General features: G+C 66.6%; 20 protein-coding genes. 10 read left to right on the top strand and 10 right to left on the bottom strand.

Annotated features, from left to right (window positions below):
• The 3 genes from JZ792_RS26280 to JZ792_RS26270 all read right to left on the bottom strand — a co-directional run.
• Window positions 1-1,439: ATP-binding protein (locus JZ792_RS26280; protein ID WP_216914436.1), on the bottom strand; the 1,439-nt coding region annotated here is incomplete at its 3' end.
• Window positions 1,440-1,454: 15 nt separating this feature from the next.
• Window positions 1,455-3,122 carry an NAD(P)/FAD-dependent oxidoreductase gene (locus tag JZ792_RS26275; RefSeq protein ID WP_216914434.1) on the bottom strand — a complete coding sequence of 556 codons (1,668 nt, stop codon included), beginning with the start codon at window positions 3,120-3,122 and terminating at the stop codon, window positions 1,455-1,457.
• A 79-nt stretch (window positions 3,123-3,201) separates the two neighbouring features.
• Window positions 3,202-3,393, bottom strand: coding sequence for a hypothetical protein (locus tag JZ792_RS26270; protein WP_216914433.1), 192 nt, complete (start codon window positions 3,391-3,393; stop codon window positions 3,202-3,204).
• 193 nt (window positions 3,394-3,586) lie between these two features.
• Here JZ792_RS26270 and JZ792_RS26265 point away from each other — a divergent pair, with 193 nt between their 5' ends.
• Window positions 3,587-4,042, top strand: coding sequence for an SRPBCC family protein (locus JZ792_RS26265; RefSeq protein ID WP_216914431.1), 456 nt, complete (start codon window positions 3,587-3,589; stop codon window positions 4,040-4,042).
• Window positions 4,043-4,076: 34 nt separating this feature from the next.
• Here JZ792_RS26265 and JZ792_RS26260 read toward each other — a convergent pair whose 3' ends face one another.
• Entirely contained in the window at window positions 4,077-5,105 is a 1,029-nt protein-coding gene (locus JZ792_RS26260; protein WP_216914429.1) for a beta-ketoacyl-ACP synthase III, read from the bottom strand.
• Window positions 5,106-5,362: 257 nt separating this feature from the next.
• Between JZ792_RS26260 and JZ792_RS26255 the strand changes: the two genes are divergently transcribed.
• The 6 genes from JZ792_RS26255 (at window position 5,363) to JZ792_RS26230 (ending at window position 10,477) form a co-directional block, all read left to right on the top strand.
• Window positions 5,363-5,632 carry a GlsB/YeaQ/YmgE family stress response membrane protein gene (locus tag JZ792_RS26255; RefSeq protein WP_109528987.1) on the top strand — a complete coding sequence of 90 codons (270 nt, stop codon included), beginning with the start codon at window positions 5,363-5,365 and terminating at the stop codon, window positions 5,630-5,632.
• Between the two features lie 104 nt (window positions 5,633-5,736).
• Entirely contained in the window at window positions 5,737-6,477 is a 741-nt protein-coding gene (locus JZ792_RS26250) for a phosphatidylserine decarboxylase (protein WP_109528986.1), read from the top strand.
• The gene (locus JZ792_RS26245) at window positions 6,474-7,412 is read left to right on the top strand and encodes a CDP-alcohol phosphatidyltransferase family protein (protein WP_405178540.1); all 939 of its coding nucleotides are present in this window, start codon (window positions 6,474-6,476) and stop codon (window positions 7,410-7,412) included. The genes JZ792_RS26250 and JZ792_RS26245 overlap by 4 nt, the downstream gene beginning before the upstream one ends.
• Before the next feature lie 109 nt (window positions 7,413-7,521).
• On the top strand, window positions 7,522-8,445 hold the full coding sequence (locus tag JZ792_RS26240; protein WP_216914427.1) for an RNA polymerase sigma-70 factor: 924 nt from the start codon (window positions 7,522-7,524) through the stop codon (window positions 8,443-8,445).
• 92 nt (window positions 8,446-8,537) lie between these two features.
• On the top strand, window positions 8,538-9,650 hold the full coding sequence (locus JZ792_RS26235; RefSeq protein WP_216914425.1) for an NAD(P)/FAD-dependent oxidoreductase: 1,113 nt from the start codon (window positions 8,538-8,540) through the stop codon (window positions 9,648-9,650).
• 110 nt (window positions 9,651-9,760) lie between these two features.
• Window positions 9,761-10,477 carry a Clp protease N-terminal domain-containing protein gene (locus tag JZ792_RS26230; protein ID WP_216914423.1) on the top strand — a complete coding sequence of 239 codons (717 nt, stop codon included), beginning with the start codon at window positions 9,761-9,763 and terminating at the stop codon, window positions 10,475-10,477.
• Between the two features lie 37 nt (window positions 10,478-10,514).
• On the opposite strand, the gene JZ792_RS26225 is transcribed toward JZ792_RS26230, so the two are convergent.
• Together JZ792_RS26225 and JZ792_RS26220 are read right to left on the bottom strand one after the other, a co-directional pair.
• The gene (locus tag JZ792_RS26225) at window positions 10,515-12,572 is read right to left on the bottom strand and encodes an NAD(+) synthase (protein WP_216914421.1); all 2,058 of its coding nucleotides are present in this window, start codon (window positions 12,570-12,572) and stop codon (window positions 10,515-10,517) included.
• 46 nt (window positions 12,573-12,618) lie between these two features.
• On the bottom strand, window positions 12,619-13,293 hold the full coding sequence (locus tag JZ792_RS26220) for a suppressor of fused domain protein (protein WP_216914419.1): 675 nt from the start codon (window positions 13,291-13,293) through the stop codon (window positions 12,619-12,621).
• Window positions 13,294-13,437: 144 nt separating this feature from the next.
• On the opposite strand from JZ792_RS26220, the gene JZ792_RS26215 reads away from it, so the two are divergent.
• From JZ792_RS26215 to JZ792_RS26205, 3 genes are all read left to right on the top strand, one after another.
• A complete protein-coding gene (locus JZ792_RS26215) occupies window positions 13,438-13,740 on the top strand; it encodes a hypothetical protein (RefSeq protein ID WP_109528980.1) in 303 nt (100 codons plus the stop codon).
• Between the two features lie 217 nt (window positions 13,741-13,957).
• Window positions 13,958-15,583 carry a chaperonin GroEL gene (gene groL / locus JZ792_RS26210; RefSeq protein WP_216914417.1) on the top strand — a complete coding sequence of 542 codons (1,626 nt, stop codon included), beginning with the start codon at window positions 13,958-13,960 and terminating at the stop codon, window positions 15,581-15,583.
• A 215-nt stretch (window positions 15,584-15,798) separates the two neighbouring features.
• The gene (locus JZ792_RS26205; RefSeq protein ID WP_216914415.1) at window positions 15,799-16,617 is read left to right on the top strand and encodes a hypothetical protein; all 819 of its coding nucleotides are present in this window, start codon (window positions 15,799-15,801) and stop codon (window positions 16,615-16,617) included.
• A gap of 167 nt (window positions 16,618-16,784) precedes the next feature.
• Here JZ792_RS26205 and JZ792_RS26200 read toward each other — a convergent pair whose 3' ends face one another.
• The 4 genes from JZ792_RS26200 to JZ792_RS26185 are packed head-to-tail and all read right to left on the bottom strand — an operon-like array spanning window position 16,785 to window position 19,930.
• Window positions 16,785-17,570, bottom strand: a complete 786-nt coding sequence (locus JZ792_RS26200) for an ESX secretion-associated protein EspG (RefSeq protein ID WP_216914413.1) — start codon at window positions 17,568-17,570, stop codon at window positions 16,785-16,787.
• A 42-nt stretch (window positions 17,571-17,612) separates the two neighbouring features.
• Window positions 17,613-18,767 (bottom strand): hypothetical protein, encoded by a 1,155-nt coding sequence (locus JZ792_RS26195; protein ID WP_216914411.1) that lies wholly within the window; start codon window positions 18,765-18,767, stop codon window positions 17,613-17,615.
• Window positions 18,764-19,204: a hypothetical protein gene (locus tag JZ792_RS26190; protein ID WP_216914409.1), complete on the bottom strand. Its 441-nt coding sequence runs from the start codon at window positions 19,202-19,204 to the stop codon at window positions 18,764-18,766. The genes JZ792_RS26195 and JZ792_RS26190 overlap by 4 nt, the downstream gene beginning before the upstream one ends.
• Window positions 19,205-19,243: 39 nt before the next feature.
• Window positions 19,244-19,930: a DUF3558 domain-containing protein gene (locus tag JZ792_RS26185; protein ID WP_254190374.1), complete on the bottom strand. Its 687-nt coding sequence runs from the start codon at window positions 19,928-19,930 to the stop codon at window positions 19,244-19,246.
• Window positions 19,931-20,063: the final 133 nt, after the last annotated feature.

Genomic DNA, 20,063 nt, shown 5'->3' with positions numbered 1-20,063 from the left:
GGGCGGGTGAGGGGGAGGCGGACGATGAAGCGGGTGTCTCCCGGCTCGGATTCGACTCGGATGTCGCCGTCGTGTTTGTTCACCACGATCCGGAACGAGATGTCGAGGCCCAGGCCGGTGCCGTCGCCGACCGGTTTGGTGGTGAAGAACGGTTCGAAGACGCGGCGCCGGACGTCTTCGGGGATACCGGGACCGGTATCCCCGATCTCCACGACGGCACAGTCGCTTTCGCGGTAGGTGCGCACGGTGAGGGTTCCGCTGCGTTGCATCGCGTAGCAGGCGTTGTCGATCAGGTTGGTCCACACCTGGTTGAGTTCGGCGGCGTAGCAGGGGACCGGCGGCAGGGTGCGGTCGTATTCCTTGACCACGGTGATGCCGTCGCCGAGTTTGCGGCTCATCATCACCAGGGTGCTGTCGAGCAACTCGTGGATGTCGACGACCTGGAAGGGCGCGCGGTCCATCTGCGAGTACTGCTTGGCGGCATTGACGAGGGTGGAGATGCGGGCGGTGGAATCGCCGATCTCGTTCATCAGCAGCTCGGTCTCGATGGTGTAGTTGAGCCAGCGGATCGCGCCTTCGAACACCTTGCCGGGACAGGCCTCCAGGGTGCCGTGGACGCGTTCGAGCCAGTCGACGTCGAATCCGGCCTGCACGAAATTCGGGGCCAGATTCCAGCCGTCGGCGATCTCGTGGTCTTCGAGCCACTCGCCGAGCACGTCCTCGCGGTCGGCGGCCTCCATCGACGTCAGCTCGGGGGCCTTGGCGACCTGGGCGGCCGCCTCCTCCTGCAATCGCACCAGGGTCACGAGTACTTCGGGCTGGAATTTGCCCTCGGCCATCATGGCCAGTTTGTGGCGCATCCCGGCGACGCGTTCCCGCAAACCGGAGGTGGCGCGCACGGCCGCGGCGGCGGGATTGTTGAGCTCGTGGGTCAGCCCGGCCGACAGCGAACCGAGCGCGAGCAGCCGCTCCCGTTCGGCCACGCGCTGATTACCGGCGCGATTACCGGTGAACGCGCCCTCCAACAGATGCACGGCCATCGGGAACCACTCGTGCATCATCCGCGAGAAGATCTCGGCGTCGAGGACGAAGAACCGCGACCGCTTCGTCGCGTAGACCGACGCGGTGTAGGTCTGATCGACCTTGTCACCGAGGTAGGCGGTCCACGCGCCGACGTAGACGCCGCGGTAGTCGGTCTGGTTCAACTCGATCTCGGTGCCGCCGGAGAGTTTGGTCAGGCGGATCTCGCCGTCGAGCATCACGTAGAAGCAGGTGGCCGGATCGCCTTCACGGCAGACCGGGCCCGGCTCCAGATATTCGATCTTGCCGTCGGCGCACAGCCAGTGCAGCTGTTCGTCGTTCAGGTGTTCGAAAAGGAACAGGGTGCGCAATTCCTCGGGATCGCACACCGCCGCCCGGGTCGTCGTTTCCTCGCCCATGGTCCTCGCCTCCGATTACGCCAGATACCTGTGCACGAGCATGACGGCCATCGCTCCTTCGCCGACCGCGGAGGCCACCCGCTTGGCGGAGTCGGCGTGCACGTCGCCCGCGACGAATACGCCGGGCACACTTGTTTCCAAGTGATGCGGTGGCCTCGGCAATTCCCAGCCGCGCGGACGCGCGCCGTCGACGAGCAGATCCGGACCGGCCAGCACGTAGCCCGCCTCGTCGCGGATGACGATCCCGTCCAGCCATTCGGTCTGCGGCGCGGCCCCGATGAACAGGAACAGTCGCTCGGCCTCGGCCTTCTCCTCGGCGCCGGTCACCCGGTTGCGCAGCACGATCCGCTGGAGGTGATCGGCGCCGTCGGCGGCGGTCACCTCGGTGTCGGTGTGCACGACGATATTCGGGATCTGCGCGATCTGCTCGATCAGATAGTGCGACATGGACTTGGTCAGCGAATCGGCGCGGACCACCAGGTGCACGGTGCGGGCGTTGCGGGACAGGAACACCGCGGCCTGTCCGGCCGAATTCGCCCCGCCGACGATGTAGACGTCGTGATCGGCGCATTCGGCTGCCTCGGTCATCGCCGACCCGTAGTAGACGCCGCGGCCGGTGAAGTCGTCCACGCCCGGCGCCGGATGACGCCGGTAGTCGACGCCGGTCGCGATGATCACGGTATGCCCGCACAACCGTCCGCCGTCGGCGAAATTCACGGTGCGCGCCGACCCGTTGACCTCCAGGCCGGTCACCTCGCGCGTGGTGATGACCTCGGCGCCGAATTTCGCGGCCTGCCTGCGCGCGCGATCGGCGAGCTGGGAACCGGAGACGCCGTCGGGGAATCCGAGGTAGTTCTCGATGCGTGAACTCTGCCCGGCCTGCCCGCCGGTGGCGGTGCGCTCGACCAGAACGGTGCGCAGTCCCTCCGAGGCGCCGTAGACCGCGGCGCCGAGTCCGGCCGGTCCGCCGCCGACCACGATGAGGTCGTAGAAATCGCCGGTGGGAGTGACATTGAGGCCGACGCTCTCGGCCAGTTCGCTGTCGGTGGGCTGGATCAGGGCGGTGCCGGTCGAGGTGATCACCACCGGACATCGTTCGGGGTCGGCGCCCGCCGCGTCGAGTAGTCGGGCGCCTTCGGGTTCCTCGGCCAGGTACCAGCGGTAGGGCAGCTGGTTGCGGGCCAGGAATTCACGCACCTGCGAGGAGCGCGGCGACCAGCGGTTGCCGATCACCTTGGTCTCGGTGACCGGTTTGTGATCGCTGGAACGCCACGCCTCCAGCAGTCCGTCGAGCACCGGATACAGCTTCTCCTCCGGCGGATCCCACGGCTTGAGCAGGTAGTGGTCCAGATCGACGACATTGATCGCGTCGATGGCCGCGCTGGTGTCGGCGTAGGCGGTCAGCAGCACGCGGCGGGCATAGGGGTGCAGGTCCATGGCCTGCTCCAGGAATTCGATGCCGTCCATCCCCGGCATCCGATAGTCGGCGATCAGCACCGCGACGGCTTGACCGCGCAATTTCATCTCGCGCAGCGCGTCGAGGGCGTCGGGCCCCGATTCCGCGCGCAGGATCCGGTAATCGGCCCCGTACCGGCGGCGGAGGTCGCGCACGACGGCGCGGGAGACGCCCGGATCGTCATCGACACTGAGAATGGCCGGTTTGGCGGCGGCAGGTGCGGTCACCAGAGAATTATGTCGTGTCACGTCGCCTCGCGCAGGCGCCGATCGGAGCCCCGCCCCCGGACCCCCGAACCAGGGGAGGTCACACGCGGTGTCGCTGAACCAAGTCGAGTTCGCCCGGAGTCAGCAATCGTTCGAGGCCTTCCTCCCGCGCCTGTCGTTTCGCCCGGCGCGGCGTCGAACCGCCGCCGGAGATGGTCTGATCGACATCGAGGGAGGGCAGCAGCGGAACCTGGTCCGCATGCCGACGGTGGAGGAATGAGCGCAGTTTCACGGCCGGATCACCTCACGCTGGACGGAAATGTTGAGTGGCTGTGTCTGATGCTTCGTCTATCAACTATTGTGCGCGCGTCATTACAACGGGGGCCAACCAAAAGACCGAAATGTGACCTGGCTGTCTTCCACCCGGCACGATGAGGTTCACCACCCCGTTCATATCGCCTCGAGCGCACGACCAGGAGACACCGTTGCCGAACACACTCGAAGCCGTCATCGACATCGCCGCACCGCCCGAACAGGTATGGAAGGTCGTTTCCGATCTGAAGCGGATGCCCGAGTTCAGTCCGCACACGGTGCGCATGGTCGCCATCGGAGCCCCGAAGACGGGGACCTGGACGGTGAACTGGAACCGCGACGGCAAGAAGTTCTACCCCACCACCTCGCGCATCGTGCGCTACGAACCCGGCCGGTCCTTCGCGTTCCGGATGAACGAGAACTTCACCACCTGGAGTTACACGCTGGAGCCGACCGAGACGGGCACCAGGGTGACCCAGCGTCGCGATATCCCGCGGGGCGTCTCCTGGCCGGTGCGCAAGATGGTCGACGCCGTGCTCGGCGGCGAGGCGGCGTTCGAGGCGAAATTGGTCGCCGGGATGAACGAGACCCTCGGCCGGATCAAGACGGCGATCGAAACGGGCGGGTGAGAAATTCGCACCCGCCCGCCGGTCGAATCGGTGGCTACCGCCAGTCGGGCAGCGCGACGACCTGCGCGGCGTAGGACAGGCCCGCGCCGAACGCGATCAGCAGCGCGGTATCGCCGGGCTTGGAGCGTCCCTGGCGTAACAGCGCCTCCATGGCCAGCGGAATCGAGGCGGCCGAAGTGTTGCCGGTCTCCTCGATATCGTCGGCGAGCACGCAGTTCTCCGGGAGTTTGAGCACCCGCGCCATGATGTCGATGATCCGGCCGTTGGCCTGGTGCGGGATCATGGCGTCGAGATCGTCGGTGGACAGCCCGGCCCGATCGATGGCGTCGCGGCACACCTTCTCCAGCGAATGGGCCGCCCAGCGGAATACCGCCGTGCCCTCCATCGCGAGGTAGGGGCGGACGGCGTCGAGGCCCTTCTCGTCGATCTCGCGGAAGAACTCGATCCAGTTCTTGTCCTGGCGGATCGCGTGGTGCTGGGTGCCGTCCGAACCCCAGACAGTCGGCCCGATCCCCGGTTCCTCGGACGGTCCGACGATGACCGCGCCCGCGCCGTCGGCGAAGAGGAAGGCGGTGGAGCGATCCGCCGGATTGACGGTGTCGGTCAATTTCTCCACCCCGATGACGAGCACGTTCTTCGACGTGCCTGCCCTGACCAGATCCGAGGCGAGGGCCAAGCCGTGGCAGAAGCCCGCGCAGCCGGCCATGATGTCGAAGGCCGCCGCGCCGTTCATGCCCAGTTCGGTCGCGATCTGGGGCCCGGCGGCGGGGGTGAGCTGGAGGTGGGTCGACGTCGCGACGATAACGCAGTCGACCTGGTCGACGTCGACCCCGGCCGATTCGATCGCCCCGCGCGCGGCGGCCACGCTCATGGTGTGGATCGTCTCGTCGTCCGAGGCGAACCGGCGCGTCTTGATACCCGACCTGGTCCTGATCCACTCGTCGCTGGAGTTGATCGGACCCGCCACCTCGTCGTTGGTGACAACTCGGACCGGGCGATATACGCCGAGCCCGAGGATCGCGGTGTGCTCTGCCCCCGTGGTCTGGGCGATTCGAGCAGCCATGGTGCGTCTCCTATGTACCTGGGGCGCTGCCGCCGGGTGGTTTCCCGAAGCATCCGAACTCTCCGCACCGATCGGCCCTGGATCGGTGGGCCCTGTCCGCCTGTACCGCCGCAGACATGAGGCCCCCTCATATTAGACCGGGGTCGCGGTTTCCGAAGTGCGTATTCTCACAACCGGCCGGGTATACCCTCGAAGAGCAGATCGATAGCTGATCAATAGCTCATCGGGGTGCTCCCAACTAGTGATGCGAGGTCACCATGCTCGGTCTCGGGATTATCGGCTGGATCATCATCGGCGGACTGGCCGGTTGGATCGCCAGCAAGATCATGAAGACGGATGCGCAACAGGGCATCGTCCTCAATATCGTCGTCGGCGTCATCGGCGGTTTGCTGGGTGGTCTGGTGCTGGCGCTGTTCGGAGTCGACGTGGAGAGCGCGGGCTGGTTCTTCAGCTTCTTCACCTGCCTCGCGGGGGCGGTGATCCTGCTGTACCTGGTGAAACTGTTCATGGGTCGAAAGGTCCACTGACGGGCACATGTCACCGGCTCCTTCGGCGTAAGGTGTGAACGCTTGCGCCCGACCTATCGTGGAGTGGCGCGAAACGTTCTGCACCCCGCACGAAAGAGGAGCCTGTGGCACGCCGCCCCACCCCGCCCGGCACGCCCGAAACCACCGGAGTCGGCCATGTGGTCGATCTGGTTCGGGCCGCGATCCCCCCGCTGCACCCCGCCGGGCTACCGTTCGTCGCCGCGCCCCTCGCCCTTGCGGTGGTCGGCGGCAAGCGTAAGTGGGTACGCAGGACGGGTCTGATCGCCGCCGCCGCGTGCGCGACGTTCTTCCGGCATCCGAACCGGGTGCCGCCGAACCGGGCGGGCGTCGTCGTCGCCCCGGCCGACGGCGAGATCGCGCTGGTCGACACCGCGGCACCGCCCGCCGAACTCGGCCTCGGCGATCAACCGTTGCCGCGCGTCAGCATCTTCCTGTCCGTCCTGGACGTGCACGTGCAGCGCACGCCGGTCTCCGGAACCGTGCGCACCGTGATCCACGAGCCGGGCCAGTTCCGTTCCGCCGACCTGCCCGAGGCGAGCTCGGTCAACGAGCGCAATTCGATGGTGCTGGAGACCCCGGCGGGCCAGACCGTCGTCGTCGTGCAGATCGCCGGTCTGCTCGCCCGCCGCATCGTCTGCGACGCGCGCGTCGACGATGTGCTCACCATCGGTGACACCTACGGACTGATCCGTTTCGGCTCGCGAGTCGACACGTATTTCCCGATCGGTACCGAACTACTGGTCCAGCCGGGCCAGCGCACGATCGGGGCGGAGACGGTACTCGCCGTGCTGCCCGCGGTCGGTTCATCAGCCACCGACTCATGATGGAGGCGGCTCTGCCCACCCAACCTCAGCGCAGACGCCGGAGTATCCGGCTGCTTCCCAGCGTCGTGACCGTCCTCGCGCTCGCCGCGGGGCTGTCCGCGGTGAAATTCGCGCTGGACGGCAAACTCGACATCGCGCTGGCGATGGTCGGGGCCGCCGCGGTGCTCGACACGCTCGACGGCAGGCTCGCCCGCATGCTCGACGCGACCACCAAGATGGGCGCCGAACTGGACTCCCTGTCCGACGCCATCTCCTTCGGCGTCGGACCCGCGCTCGTGCTCTACATCGCGCTGTTGCGGGAGAACAGCGCGGGCTGGATCATCGCGCTGCTGTTCGCGGTGAGCATCGTGCTGCGCCTGGCCAGGTTCAACACCCTGCTCGACGACGACACCCGCCCGGAATGGTCGCGCGAGTATTTCGTCGGTGTGCCCGCTCCGGCGGCGGCGCTGATCGCGCTGGTGCCGATCGCGCTGCTGGTGCAGTTCGACGACGGCTGGTGGGTCGGCTTCTACGCGGTATCGGCCTGGACGGTGTTCGCCGCGGCACTCGCGGTCAGCACGGTGCCGACGCTGGCCATGAAATCGGTGTCGGTGGCCCCGCAGGCGGCGGCCGGACTGCTGGTTCTGGTGGCCGTGGCCGCGGCCCTGCTGGTGACGTATCCGATTGTGCTGCTGCTGATGCTGGTCGTGCTGTATCTGGCGCACATCCCCTTCGCGTGGCATTCGCAGCGCTGGGTGGCGGCCCGTCCCGAGACCTGGCAGCACAAACCGTCCGAGCGGCGGGCCCAACGTCGCGCGCAACGCCGTCTGCCCGCGATCCCGCGTCCGGCCATTCGCCGACCGGCGATCCGCGGTGCGGCGATCCGCGGTTCGGGCAGGTTGCGGCTGCGTAGGCCGGGTGCGAAGAAACCGACGGCGGACGACGTCACGCGCTGAGTTCCGTTCCGCCGCTGTAACGGCACCGCCCCCGTCCGCGACGTTGTCGAGTACGGGGGCGGTGCGGTGCCGGAGGTACTGTCGCATCCGTTGGGCGAGCGCGGAGGAAATGACGGTGGAACCCGAAGGACTGCGCCAATTCCAGGTGCATCGCCCTCGGCTGTTCGCGTTGGCCTACCGGATGCTCGGCTCGGCGAGCGAGGCCGAGGACGCCGTTCAGGAGACCTACCTGCGCTGGGATGGCACCGACCGCAGCGTCATTCGGTCCGCCGAGGCGTGGCTCACCACCGCCGTGGTGAATCTGTGCCGCACCTGGCTGGTTTCGGCGCGGGCCAGACGCGAGGCGTACACCGGCCCGTGGCTGCCCGAACCGGTGCCGACCGCGCGCGGTGAACTCGGTCCGCTGGAGACGGTCGAAGAGCGCGAACAGGTTTCGCTCGCGCTGCTCACCGTGCTCGAGCGTCTGAGTCCGGTCGAACGCGCGGTATTCGTGTTGCGCGAGGCTTTCGGATACGCGCACCGCGAGATCGCCGACATGCTCGGTGTCACCGAGGCCAATTCCCAGCAGATCTTCCGCCGGGCCGGTCAGCGGGTCCGCGCGGAGCGAACCCGGTTCGACATTTCCGCCAACCAGTCCGTCGCACTGATCGAACGGTTTCTCAAAGCGGCGCGCAACGGCGATATCGAGGGACTCGAGCGCATGCTCGCCGCCGATGTGGTCGCGACGGCGGACGGCGGCGGCGTGGTCAACGCGGCGCGGCGGCCGGTGGTCGGCGCGAACCATGTCGCGCGTTACCTGGCCGGACTCTTCCGCTGGGAGGTTCCGGGGATGCTGGTCTCGTTGGAGGAGATCAACGGCGCGACCGCGCTCGTCGTGCGATCCGAGGGAAATGCCCTGCTCGTGGTGGGTTTCGACACCGAATCCGACCGTGTCACCGCGCTGCGACTCATCGTCAATCCGGCGAAACTGGCCTACCTGTCGCGGGTCGGCGCATCCGCCGATCGAGGTTCCAGAGAACTCGGCGACCTCTGACGAAGCTGTGACGCGGGTCATGTTCTCGACTTGTCAGGGATCGCGGCTCTATCCGGTCTGAGTGGTATCGGCTGATCGGAAGGAGCCACATCATGACCGGAGAACATCGGATCGTCGTCCTCGGCGCCGGATACGCGGGACTCGCGGCGGCGGGCCGCCTGGCGAGCAGAGCGCGCGGCGCGCGGATCACCGTCATCGACGCCCGCGCGAATTTCGTGGAGCGCGTGCGCCTGCACCAGCGCGCCGCCGGACAGGAGATTCCGCGCTGGGATATCCGGGAGGCGCTCGAACGCAAGAAGATTCACTTCGTCCGGGCGCGCGTGCGGGATATCGACCCGGACGGCGGGCTGGTGCTGCTCGACGACGCGACCGAGTCGGACGCGCCCGCGCACCCTGACGCGCTGGAATACGACACCCTCGTGTACGCGCTCGGCAGCAGGCGCGACACCGGCGTGCCGGGCGCGGCGGAATACGCGCTGTCGGTGGCGACTCCGGAGGACGCCGCCGCGCTGACGGTCGGGCGCGGCACCGTCGCGGTGGTCGGCGGCGGCGCGACGGGTATCGAGCTGGCCGCCGAACTCGCCGAATCGCACCCGGATTCGCGAGTGCTGCTGCTGAGTTCGGAGGAACCGGCCGGGTGGATGTCGGAGCGGGCGCGGCTGTACGTGCGCGGAGCTCTGGAACGCCTCGGGGTCGAGATCATATCCGGCGCGAAGGTCGCCGAGGTGCTGGCGACCGGCGTCCGGCTGGTCGACGGCACGGTCATCGACACCGAGACGACCATCTGGACAACGGGTTTCGGCGTTCCCGACCTGGCGCGGCGCGCGGGTCTTGCCGTCGATGGACACGGCCGGGTGCGCACCGACGCGACGCTGCGTTCGCTGTCGCACCCGAAGATCTACGCCGCCGGTGACAGTGCCGTCGTCGCGGGTCCGGGCGACCGGGAATTGCGGATGGCCTGCGCCACCGCTCTGCCGACCGGCAAGTACACCGCCGACGCCATCGTCACCCGGCTGCGCGGTCGGGAACCGCGCGAATTCCACTTCAGGTACGTCGCGCAATGCCTGAGCCTTGGACGAGGTGACGGCCTGATCCAGTTCCTGAAGGCCGACGACACCCCGGCACGGACGGTGCTGACCGGGCGCACGGGCGCGTGGGTGAAGGAACGGATCGTCCGCGGCGCCGGGTGGGCGGCCAAACCCTGAATCACGGTGACGCCGTGCGTCTTCGGCACTCGGCGGCGCGGAGGTCCGCGCCGATCGGTCATCGTCAACCAAGTGTTGACGGTGACCGATCGTCAACCTATGGTTGACGCATGACCTCTTTTCGGCTCGATGACCTGATCAACGGCATCAAGAAGGCCCGTCCCGACAATGTGCTCGACCAACTCTCCGACGCGGTGGTGGCCGGGAACCACCTCGGCGAACTCGCCGACCACCTCATCGGCCATTTCGTCGACCAGGCCAGGCGTTCCGGCGCGTCCTGGACCGATATCGGCGTCAGCATGGGCGTCACCAAACAGGCGGCGCAGAAGCGTTTCGTCCCCAAAGCGCCCGGTGACGCCGCCGCGATGGACCCCAACGCCGGTTTCGCCAAATTCACCCAGCGCGCCCGCCAGGTCGTCGTGGCGTCCCAGGAGATCGCGCGCGAGGCCGGTAATCCGCAGATCGCACCCGCGCACCTGGTACTCGGCCTGCTGACCGAACCCGAGGCGCTGGCGGCCAAGGCGATCCTGTCGCGTGGCGTCGCACTCGACACGGTCAGCGCCGCCGCGACCGCGGCGCTGCCTGCACCCGAGGGCGAGGTGCCCCCGATGGTGCCCTACGACGCCGAGGCCAGGAAGGTGCTCGAACTGACCTTCCGCGAGGCACTTCGCCTCGGCCACAACTACATCGGCACCGAGCACATGCTGCTCGCCCTGTTGGAACAGGAGAACGGATCCGGTCTGCTCACCGGTCTCGGCCTGGACAAGGACGTCATCGAAGCCGATCTGGTCGCGTTGCTCGCCTCGATCGTCGCCGGTCAGCAGTGACGGTGCCATCGGAATAGCGGGGCGCGGATACGCCCCGCTATTCGTCGGGCACGTTGCGGGCGAGCTCGTCGAGCCACGCGGCGGCCGAGGCGTCGCTGGGGGCGCGCCAATCTCCGCGCGGCGACAGCGAGCCGCCGGAACCGACCTTGGGGGCGTTCGGCAGGGTCGAGCGTTTGAACTGGCTGGTCTGGATGAAACGGCGCAGGAATTCGCCCAGCCAATGCTTGATGATCGGCAGGTCGTAGGCATGGCGCTGGTCGGCGGGAATCAGATCCGGCCAGGAGCCGACGGACGGATCGGACCAGGCGTGCCTGGCCAGATAGGCGATGCGGCTGGGCCGGTAGCCGAAACGCAACAGGTAGTACAGGTGGAAATCCTGCAATTCGTACGGGCCCACCGTCGCCTCGGAACTCTGGGCGGGGTCGGCCGGGTCCGCCCCCGGGATGAGTTCGGGCGAGATCTCGGTCAGCAGGATGGATTTCAGTACCTTCGCGGCCTCGGGCCCGAACTGTCCGGTCTCCGCGGCCCAGGCGATCAGATATTTGATCAGCGTCTTGGGCACCGACGCGTTGACGCTGTAGTGCGCCATGTGGTCACCGACGCCGAAAGTGCACCAGCCCAGCGCGAGTTCGCTCAGATCGCCGGTGCCGACCACGAGCGCGTGATGGTGGTTCGCCAACCGGAACAGGTGCGAGGTGCGCTCGCCGGCCTGCACGTTCTCGTAGGTGATGTCGTATTGTTCGGCGCCGTCGGCCGCCGGATGCCCCAGATCGCGCAGCATCTGGGTCGCCGACGGCCGGATGTCGATCTCGTGCGCGCTCACCCCGAGCGCCGCCATCAATTCGTGCGCGTCGGTCCGCGTGCGGGTACTCGTGCCGAAGCCCGGCATCGTGTAGGCCAGGATATTCGTGCGCGGCAACCCGAGTCGGTCCATGGTCTTCGCGGCGACGATCAACGCCTGGGTGGAATCGAGGCCGCCGGAGACGCCGATGACCACGCGTTGCGATCCCGTCGCCCGTAATCGCGTGCTCAGCCCCTCGACCTGGATGTGGTGGACCTCGGCACAACGTTCGTTGCGTGCCGCCGTCGCCGCGGGAACGTAGGGGAAACGCGGCAATTCGCGTTCCAGCGCGATCGCGCCCGCCGGGATCGGCAACTCCACGGGGATCCGTCGGATCGTGGCCAGCCGCTCCCGGTGATCGTGCACGGTATCGGCGAAACTGGTGGTGCGCAGCCGATCCGAGGCGAGCCGTTGCAGATCCAGATCCGCGATCACCACCTGGGGATGGTCGGCGAAGCGCTCGCCCTCGGCGAGCAGATCACCGTTCTCGCAGACCAGCGCCTGTCCGTCCCAGGCCATATCCGTGGTCGACTCACCGTGTCCGGCAGCCGAATACAGGTAGGCGGCGAGGTAGCGCGCGGAATGCGAGGTGCACAGGGCCCGGCGGTAGTCGGCCTTGCCGATGACGATATTGCTCGCCGACAGATTGACCAGGACCGTCGCGCCCGCCAGCGCCGCGTAACCGCTCGGCGGCAGCGGCACCCAGCCGTCCTCGCAGATCTCGAGATGGAAGACGAAACCGTCGAGATTCGTCGCTGTGAACAGTAGTTCGGCACCGAAGGGCACCCGCTGCCCGGCGACCTCGATCTGGTCGTCCCAGGCCTCGCGCGCCGCGGCGAACTGCCGTTTCTCGTAGAACTCGCGATAATTCGGCAGGTAGCTCTTGGGCGCGACACCGAGGACGACGCCCTTGCACACCGCGATCGCGCAATTGAACAGCCGCCCCTGCGACCGCACGGGCGCGCCGACGATCAGGACCGTATCGATCTCCGCGCTCGCGGCGACCACCCGATCCAGCGCCTCGGAAACCGCCGCGTCGAGCGCGTCCTGGTGGAACAGGTCGTCGGCGGTATAGCTGGACAGACCGAGTTCGGGGAAGACCGTCAGCACCGCCCCCCGTTCGGCCGCTTCTCGCGCCAGGTCGAGCGTGTGGGTCAGATTGAACGCGGGGTCGGCGACCCTGATGCGCGGCACCGCGACCGCCACCCGCGCGAATCCGTGCCGATACAGCGAGTCGAACGGCAGGTCCGCCACCGCGCCTCCTCGATTCCGAGACAAACGATCATGATCGCTTCGAAATCTACGCGCGTCCGCGTAATCCGCCGCCCCAGCTCGGCCAGGTCGCCTGCGGCTTCGGTTCGGGGACGAGGGTCGCGCGGTGCATATCGGTCACGTAGAGCGGTAGTCGATCGGCCAGCCCGGCCAGCATCGCGAGGAGTTTCCCGCCGCGCGCGGTCCGGTATTCCGGCATGGTCAACCCGACGATCTGGAGAAACGAGACGCGCCCGAACGGCGTGTCGATCGGACCGAGTTCCGGGTCGACGACGAACCCCGCGGCCCGGATCGCGGAATCGGCGAGTTCGGGGGCGAGCGGCCCGTTGGTCTTGACCGTGTGGCCCGGCGTGAACCATTCCCCGGACTGATACACGTAGTGCGCCAGATTCTGCATGAGATCCACCGGCCAGCGCGGTGCGGCGGTGTCGCGCGCGGCGCGCACGAGCCGGAAGGTGAATTCGAATCCCCAACCCGATTCCTCCGGGTCGTCCCATTCCTTCTCGTAGAGTTCGGTCATCCCGTAGCCGACGTAGTGCCAGTGCGGCACCGGATCGGTGCGCGGATACGCGCTGACCCCGTCCAGCGCGTCCGGTCCGCCGAGCGACCACGGATGTTCGGCGCGCCACCGCGTCGGCTCGGTCTCGGGGTACAGCGGGGCGAGGGCGCGCTCGATCGCGTCCCAGCCGGGTCTATCACTCACCCGGTCACCATAGGTTCGCCGCGCGTCGGCGTGCCGAGCAGGAACCCGTCCTCTACCGGCCGGGAAGCATCGTCGCTGGTGACACCGACGCTTCTGAAACATCTGTGCACTGAACCCTGGGCTCCCTCCCGCTAAGCTATAGCGATGGCGGATGACATGGACGGAGCGGATTCCGACCTAGTCGCGGGGGAGCGGCGCGTCGATCTCATGCACGCGCTGTCGTTCGTCTCCACCGAGTCCGGTCCCGACGGCGAATACATCGTGAACGGCGATCTGCCGCCCGAGGTGGCGCCGCCGTTCATTCGCGCCATCATGCGGGTGGAGGCGGAGTTGTTGCTGCACGACGCCGAGCTGGTCACGGTCGGTAACGAGGAGCCGCGCACCCCCGACGAACGCCGCACCGACGCGTTCGTCGCACTGGTCCTGCGAATCGATGATCGCTCCTAGCCGAACCCGGCGGACCTTGCACTCGGCACCGCCGAGTGCTAGAAATGGCTTTGGCACTCTCGACATGTGAGTGCCAGGGTCGGGACGGTGAGACCGGGTTCCATCGACACCCTCGGTCGTCCGTCGCGGGCACCGAACCTGGCCAGCGTAAATGGGGCGATCCGACAAGCGGTCGTCCTGTGTGTCAGCCCCATTACATGTGGAGGATCTCAACGCAATGGCCAAGACAATTGCGTACGACGAAGAGGCCCGTCGCGGTCTCGAGCGGGGTCTGAACGCCCTCGCCGACGCTGTCAAGGTGACGCTGGGCCCCAAGGGTCGCAACGTTGTCCTGGAGAAGAAGTGGGGCGCCCCCACGATCACCAACGATGGTGTTTCCATCGCCAAGGAGATCGACCTGGAGGACCCGTACGAGAAGATCGGCGCCGAGCTGGTCAAGGAAGTCGCCAAGAAGACGGACGACGTCGCGGGCGACGGCACCACCACCGCCACCGTTCTCGCCCAGGCCCTGGTGCGTGAAGGTCTGCGCAACGTCGCGGCCGGCGCGAACCCGCTGGGTCTGAAGCGCGGCATCGAGAAGGCCGTCGAGGCCGTCACCGCCAAGCTGCTCGACACCGCCAAGGAGGTCGAGACCAAGGAGCAGATCGCCGCTACCGCCGGTATCTCGGCAGGCGACCCGTCCATCGGCGAGCTCATCGCCGAGGCCATGGACAAGGTCGGCAAAGAAGGCGTCATCACCGTCGAGGAGAGCAACACCTTCGGGCTGCAGCTCGAGCTCACCGAGGGCATGCGCTTCGACAAGGGCTACATCTCGGGTTACTTCGTGACCGACCCGGAGCGTCAGGAAGCGATCCTCGAGGATCCGTACATCCTGCTCGTCGGCTCGAAGGTCTCGACCGTCAAGGACCTGCTGCCGCTGCTGGAGAAGGTCATCCAGGCCGGCAAGCCGCTGCTGATCATCGCCGAGGACGTCGAGGGCGAAGCCCTGTCGACCCTGGTCGTGAACAAGATCCGCGGCACCTTCAAGTCCGTCGCCGTCAAGGCGCCCGGCTTCGGTGACCGTCGCAAGGCCCAGCTCGCCGATATCGCCATCCTCACCGGTGGCGAGGTCATCAGCGAAGAGGTCGGCCTCTCCCTGGAGACCGCCGGCGTCGAGCTGCTGGGCCAGGCGCGCAAGGTCGTCGTGACCAAGGACGAGACCACCATCGTCGAGGGCGCGGGCGATCCCGAGGGCATCCAGGGCCGCGTGGCCCAGATCCGCACCGAGATCGAGAACTCGGATTCGGACTACGACCGTGAGAAGCTGCAGGAGCGTCTGGCCAAGCTGGCCGGCGGTGTCGCGGTGATCAAGGCCGGAGCCGCGACCGAGGTCGAGCTCAAGGAGCGCAAGCACCGCATCGAGGACGCCGTTCGCAACGCGAAGGCCGCCGTCGAAGAGGGCATCGTCGCCGGTGGCGGCGTGGCCCTGCTGCAGTCGGCTCCCGCGCTGGATGATCTGAAGCTCACCGGCGACGAGGCCACCGGTGCCAACATCGTGCGTGTCGCGCTGTCGGCCCCGCTGAAGCAGATCGCCTTCAACGCCGGTCTCGAGCCGGGCGTCGTCGCGGAGAAGGTCTCCAACCTTCCCGCGGGCCACGGCCTGAACGCCGACTCGGGCGTGTACGAGGATCTGCTGGCCGCCGGCGTTGCCGACCCGGTCAAGGTCACCCGTTCCGCGCTCCAGAACGCCGCGTCCATCGCCGCGCTGTTCCTCACCACCGAGGCCGTCGTGGCCGACAAGCCGGAGAAGTCCGCCGCTCCCGCGGGCGACCCGACCGGTGGCATGGGCGGCATGGACTTCTGAGTCCATAGGCGCTGCAACACTTTACGAAACCGGAAGCCGGTCCACCCCTCGGGTGGGCCGGCTTCCGGCGTAACGAATCGGTTCGGGAATGCCGATCCGGTGCTACCTACCGGGTTGATCGCTTCCGAACTCGGTACGATTCTGCTCGGCGTCGTATCCGGGCGTCGGAGCATCCTGGCAACATCCCCCGACCGGCGAAAAGAGGCCGCACGCCCATGCTCGAGCAAATCCGTACCGACGGTTACGCGCGCGTGCGGTTGAATTCGCGCGAAACAAACCAACTGGCACGGTTGTATAGCGAAGCGAATCACTTCTTCGCGGCGAGCTACGAGAGCAAATTACGGCACCGCACCGACCGGCTGACCAACGGTTACCGGCCACCCGGCGCGGCCTACAACAACGGTGACCCGGTCAACGAAGCCGATGTCAACGACTCCTTCCTGTACTGGAATTCCGAGTTCGGAGCGCGAATTCCGAACCACGGCGATATCCCCGAATTCCTCACGGCGCTCGAGCGATATCGCAGCGGCCCCATCGTCCGGGTGATGAGAACTCTGCTGGACGAACTCGCCGAATACTACGAGTACCCGAAGAAATTGCCATTCCAAGAGGCCTCGGTGCTTCAGGTCAATTCGTTCGGCGAACTCAGTTCCAGGGAGCTGTTGCAGACCCCGCACGAGGACGGTGTCCTCGCGACCGTCATCTGGACAAGCGCGCCGGGACTGGAAGCGGTCGGTGCCGACACACCCGTCCCGCTGATCACCGCCCACGACGAGGTGCTCGTGATGCCGGGCGGCATCATGAGCGTCATGACCGGCGGGGAAATCCTTCCGCTGTATCACCAGGCGCGCAATCACGCGCAGGCAAGCGTCGATCGCAAGTCGATCATGTATTTCAGCTGCCCGGATATCGACAAAGGTGATATCCAGCCCTATATCGTCACCGACACCAACCGCGGAGTCGACATCCGCGACGCCATCCGTAGCGCCACCGACGCCTTCGGTCTGGCAGCGGACTTCGTCTACGACCACTGACCGGTCATCGGGTCTGCGGATTCCGGGTGTTGTCGCGAAGGTCTCCGACCTACCCTGCGAGCGTGGCCTGAACGCAGATCCGGTGAATTCTCATGGCGAGCCGGTGCGGCATCCCGGAAACACCGGCGTGGCTCGTGTCACGAGGTTGGTGACGTGGTCTCTCGAATTCAGCGGTAGTTGTTCGCCGGTTGCTCCCGCAGATGCTGGGTGGCCTGACCGATCCAGGTGGCGAAGATATCGGTGAAGAGTTGCGCGGTGGCGGGGCGGAGATCGAGGTGGGTCGGCGTGCGGAGTTCGAGGTAGCGTCCGTCGCCGGTGATGTCGTACCACTGTGCGGCCTGGTGGCGGTTGTGTCTGGCGTGGAAATCGCCGAGTCGGAGAATAGCTTGACCGCCGCCGTCGGTGGGACGTGCGGTGCGGCGGCGGAAGCGTTCGCGGGGACTGCTCTGCGAATTGTCGAGCAGATATCCCGGCGGGGGTTTGAGGTCGTCGTGATGGAAGGATTCGGGGCCCTGCGCTCCCGGAGCGCAGCCGGGCAGGGATCCGGTGAGGGCGGCGGGAAGTTGTTCCGGCCGTAGCAGTTGGGCGGTGATGTCGCCGTATTCGTTGCGGATCGCCTCTTGGCGCAGGACAGCGGCGTAGTCGGCCGTGCGGGCGCCGACGACGCGGAATTGTCGCTGGGCCCCGCCGCCGACCTTGTGATCGGCTGTGCTGCCGATGATCTCGACACGCATCTCGCATTTGGCGACCGTTTGCATCAGCAGATCGATATGCCTGCGCTCGTCCGCGCTGTAGCTCGCGCGGACCGCCCATCGGTGGTTCTCGAGTTCCTCGATGGTGGGAAACCGGCTGCGATAACGCAGCGGCGCGGGCATACGGTCATTTCCTTCGTTGAACCAATTGGCGCCGAAGGTATCCGGATCCCAGGTCCAGGCCATGCGGGTGTAATCCATTCCAGTCGAGTCTGATCGCGTGTGTTCGCCGAGGAGACGGGCCTATCCGCCGATGACTCCGCCGGGCGGCAGCACGCGCGGCTGCACGCCGAGCAGTTCGGTCTCACGGTCCTGGATCAGATAGTCCGGGATCTTGTGCTCGTCGTCGTCATCGCCTTTGCCACCACGGTTACCCATGCCGCCCATACCCGGCGTGCCGTTGCGCCCGCTGCTGGTGCCGGTCGATTTGCCGCTGCTCCCACCACTTCCGCCGCTGGTCCCCTTGGATGTCGGGGTACCGGTAACCGATCTGCCCGCACCGGGGGAGGTGCCGGACGGGCTGCCCGAACCGGGGCTGCCCGAGCCCGGCGTGCCCGTTCTCGGGGTACCGGTGGGGCTGTTGGTCTTCGGGACGTTGGTGGTGGGGACGTTGGTGGCCGCCGGGTTCGTCCCGGCCGGGTTCGTTCCCGTCGGTGTGCCCGTCGTCGGGGTACCGGTCGTCGGGCTGCCCGTTGACGGGCTGTTACCGCTGGACTGCGGATTCGTCGACGGATCGTTGGAATTCGGGTTCGCGGCAGCGGGGGTCGTGCCGGTCGGGGTACCGGTCGTGGGGCTGCCAGTGGTCGGGCTGCCGGTCGACGAGGGGGTGTTGCCGGGGTCGTTCTTGCTCTGATCGCCCGACGGATTCGTCGGATCCTTCGGTGTCGGCAGTACCGGAATGCTCTGATCGGCCCGGGCGATCGGGGCTATGTACTGCTGTTGGACGACATCGCGGGCCTTGCCTTCGGCGTCGGCTTCGGGGTTGCCGTCGAACCAGTCACCTGGGTTCCACCAACTCTGCGGATCGTCGGAGTAGGGTTCGAGATTTTTTTTGGTGTTGAGTACTGCGGTGACCGCCTCATCGACGCGGGTACTGAGTTCCTTCAACGCTGGCGTGAGGTTCAACGCGTCGGTAGCGTAATCGGAAATCGCTTGCCGTGCCGTGGCTGCTGCGGTGCCATTCCAGGCCGATTCGCTGGAGCGTTTGATGCGGGCGGCGAAGATCTGCACGCTGTACTCCCAGCCCTCGGCGATCTTGGCGTAGTCCGCCTTCGACTCGGCGGCGGGGTCGGTGACCAAGGGATCGAACGTGTTCTTGAGCACGATGTGGGATTGGCTCGAAGCGTTGTCCGTGGCGCTTTGCGCGGCGATTTTCGACTTCTCGTATTCGAAGGTCATTTCTGCCCCTGGAAACCTTGCGGGAGGGTGGCCATCAGCTCGTTGTAGCGGGCGGCGAAGTCGGTATCGGCCTGCTGATATCGCTGCGCGATCTCTTTATGCAGTTGCTGGATACTGTCGATGATTTCCCAGTGCTGCTGCAAGATGGCGTGGACGTCGTTACCGTCAGCGGAGCCTTTGGCTTTGGATCGGAATGTGCCGACCAGGATCTTGGCGGATCTGATCCATGCCGCGCCCTCGCCCAGACCCCAAGTCTCACGCTCCGAGATGACCTCGGCCATGCGCTGGAGTTGCCTGATTTCGTCTTTCATTGCCTGGCAGTCCCGGTCGATGTAGACGAACTCGTCAGCATTGACAAAGACGTTATTGCTGAATGACATCGACAACTGGCCTGACTTGGCCGTATCGATCAAGGCTTGCATCGGCTTCTCGGCCATATTTGAGTCCCTCCCCATTTTTCGTTGAGCGACGAACGCTCACGCCCCAGCCGGAATCAACGGCACGACTTTTCCTGCCAGGGTTTGCCCGATCGTGCACGCGTCCAAATGGCGCGTCTTCGGCGACGTCGCCGGAGGGTTGCCGATCTTGAACTCGAGGCTGCCGCCCTGCATCTGAGCGTTCAGGGTGCACGTCGTCTTGTCGGTCTGGTCCTGGGCTTGATTGGTGATCAGAACGGAGCGATTGTTGATGCTGATCTCACGTTCCCCTGGGAAATTCTTGTCGCGCACCATTGCCAGGGTCAGGTTCGTGGCGCTGATGGTAGCTGTGTAGCCGTCGGAGACTACCCACGCACAGCCACGCCATTTGATTTTGCCTCGTGTCGTTTCGTCTCTACTGGTGGGGCCGTCGTTCCGGTGCAGCCCTTCGGAGTCCAGCACAGATTTGGGAATGTCGGTGCAAGGTTTGAACCCGCTGGGTACATCCTCGGCGATCGAATGCTCTGCCGCTGACGTGCTCACAGGGTCAGCCGTACCGTCACCCGTCGTCCCGCACCCCGCCACCGCCAGCACCGCCGCCAATAGCGTCGCGCCAGTCACCGCTCGCATGGCCACCCCCACCTTCATGTAGGCCTCGATCGTTTCGGCGACTATATCCGACCCCGGTACCGGCGGTCGACGTTGATCAACTCCACCATCGACGCAGATGCTCTGGTCGAACGTCAACACACACGCCCGTTTCGCGGCGGCGTCGATCGAGGTTCCGAGTTTCGCGAACGGTCGACGTGACGCTCTCGACAGCGGCGGTTCAGCGTCCGGAAGCGACGATCACGCTTCGTCCAGACTGAATGCGCGGGCG

The organism is Nocardia noduli (assembly GCF_019038455.1).
Taxonomy (GTDB): Bacteria; Actinomycetota; Actinomycetes; order Mycobacteriales; family Mycobacteriaceae; genus Nocardia; species Nocardia noduli.
This window is presented reverse-complemented; position numbering and strand designations above follow the sequence as displayed.

Bases quoted from the DNA above. Each gene is read 5' to 3' on its own strand.
- JZ792_RS26240 (WP_216914427.1), top strand. From the start codon at position 7,522: ATGACGGTGGAACCCGAAGGACTGCGCCAATTCCAGGTGCATCGCCCT.
- JZ792_RS26235 (WP_216914425.1), top strand. From the start codon at position 8,538: ATGACCGGAGAACATCGGATCGTCGTCCTCGGCGCCGGATACGCGGGA.
- JZ792_RS26200 (WP_216914413.1), bottom strand. From the start codon at position 17,570: ATGGATTACACCCGCATGGCCTGGACCTGGGATCCGGATACCTTCGGC.
- JZ792_RS26255 (WP_109528987.1), top strand. From the start codon at position 5,363: ATGCTCGGTCTCGGGATTATCGGCTGGATCATCATCGGCGGACTGGCC.
- JZ792_RS26195 (WP_216914411.1), bottom strand. From the start codon at position 18,767: ATGACCTTCGAATACGAGAAGTCGAAAATCGCCGCGCAAAGCGCCACG.
- JZ792_RS26190 (WP_216914409.1), bottom strand. From the start codon at position 19,204: ATGGCCGAGAAGCCGATGCAAGCCTTGATCGATACGGCCAAGTCAGGC.
- groL (WP_216914417.1), top strand. From the start codon at position 13,958: ATGGCCAAGACAATTGCGTACGACGAAGAGGCCCGTCGCGGTCTCGAG.
- JZ792_RS26230 (WP_216914423.1), top strand. From the start codon at position 9,761: ATGACCTCTTTTCGGCTCGATGACCTGATCAACGGCATCAAGAAGGCC.
- JZ792_RS26215 (WP_109528980.1), top strand. From the start codon at position 13,438: ATGGCGGATGACATGGACGGAGCGGATTCCGACCTAGTCGCGGGGGAG.
- JZ792_RS26260 (WP_216914429.1), bottom strand. From the start codon at position 5,105: ATGGCTGCTCGAATCGCCCAGACCACGGGGGCAGAGCACACCGCGATC.
- JZ792_RS26205 (WP_216914415.1), top strand. From the start codon at position 15,799: ATGCTCGAGCAAATCCGTACCGACGGTTACGCGCGCGTGCGGTTGAAT.
- JZ792_RS26245 (WP_405178540.1), top strand. From the start codon at position 6,474: ATGATGGAGGCGGCTCTGCCCACCCAACCTCAGCGCAGACGCCGGAGT.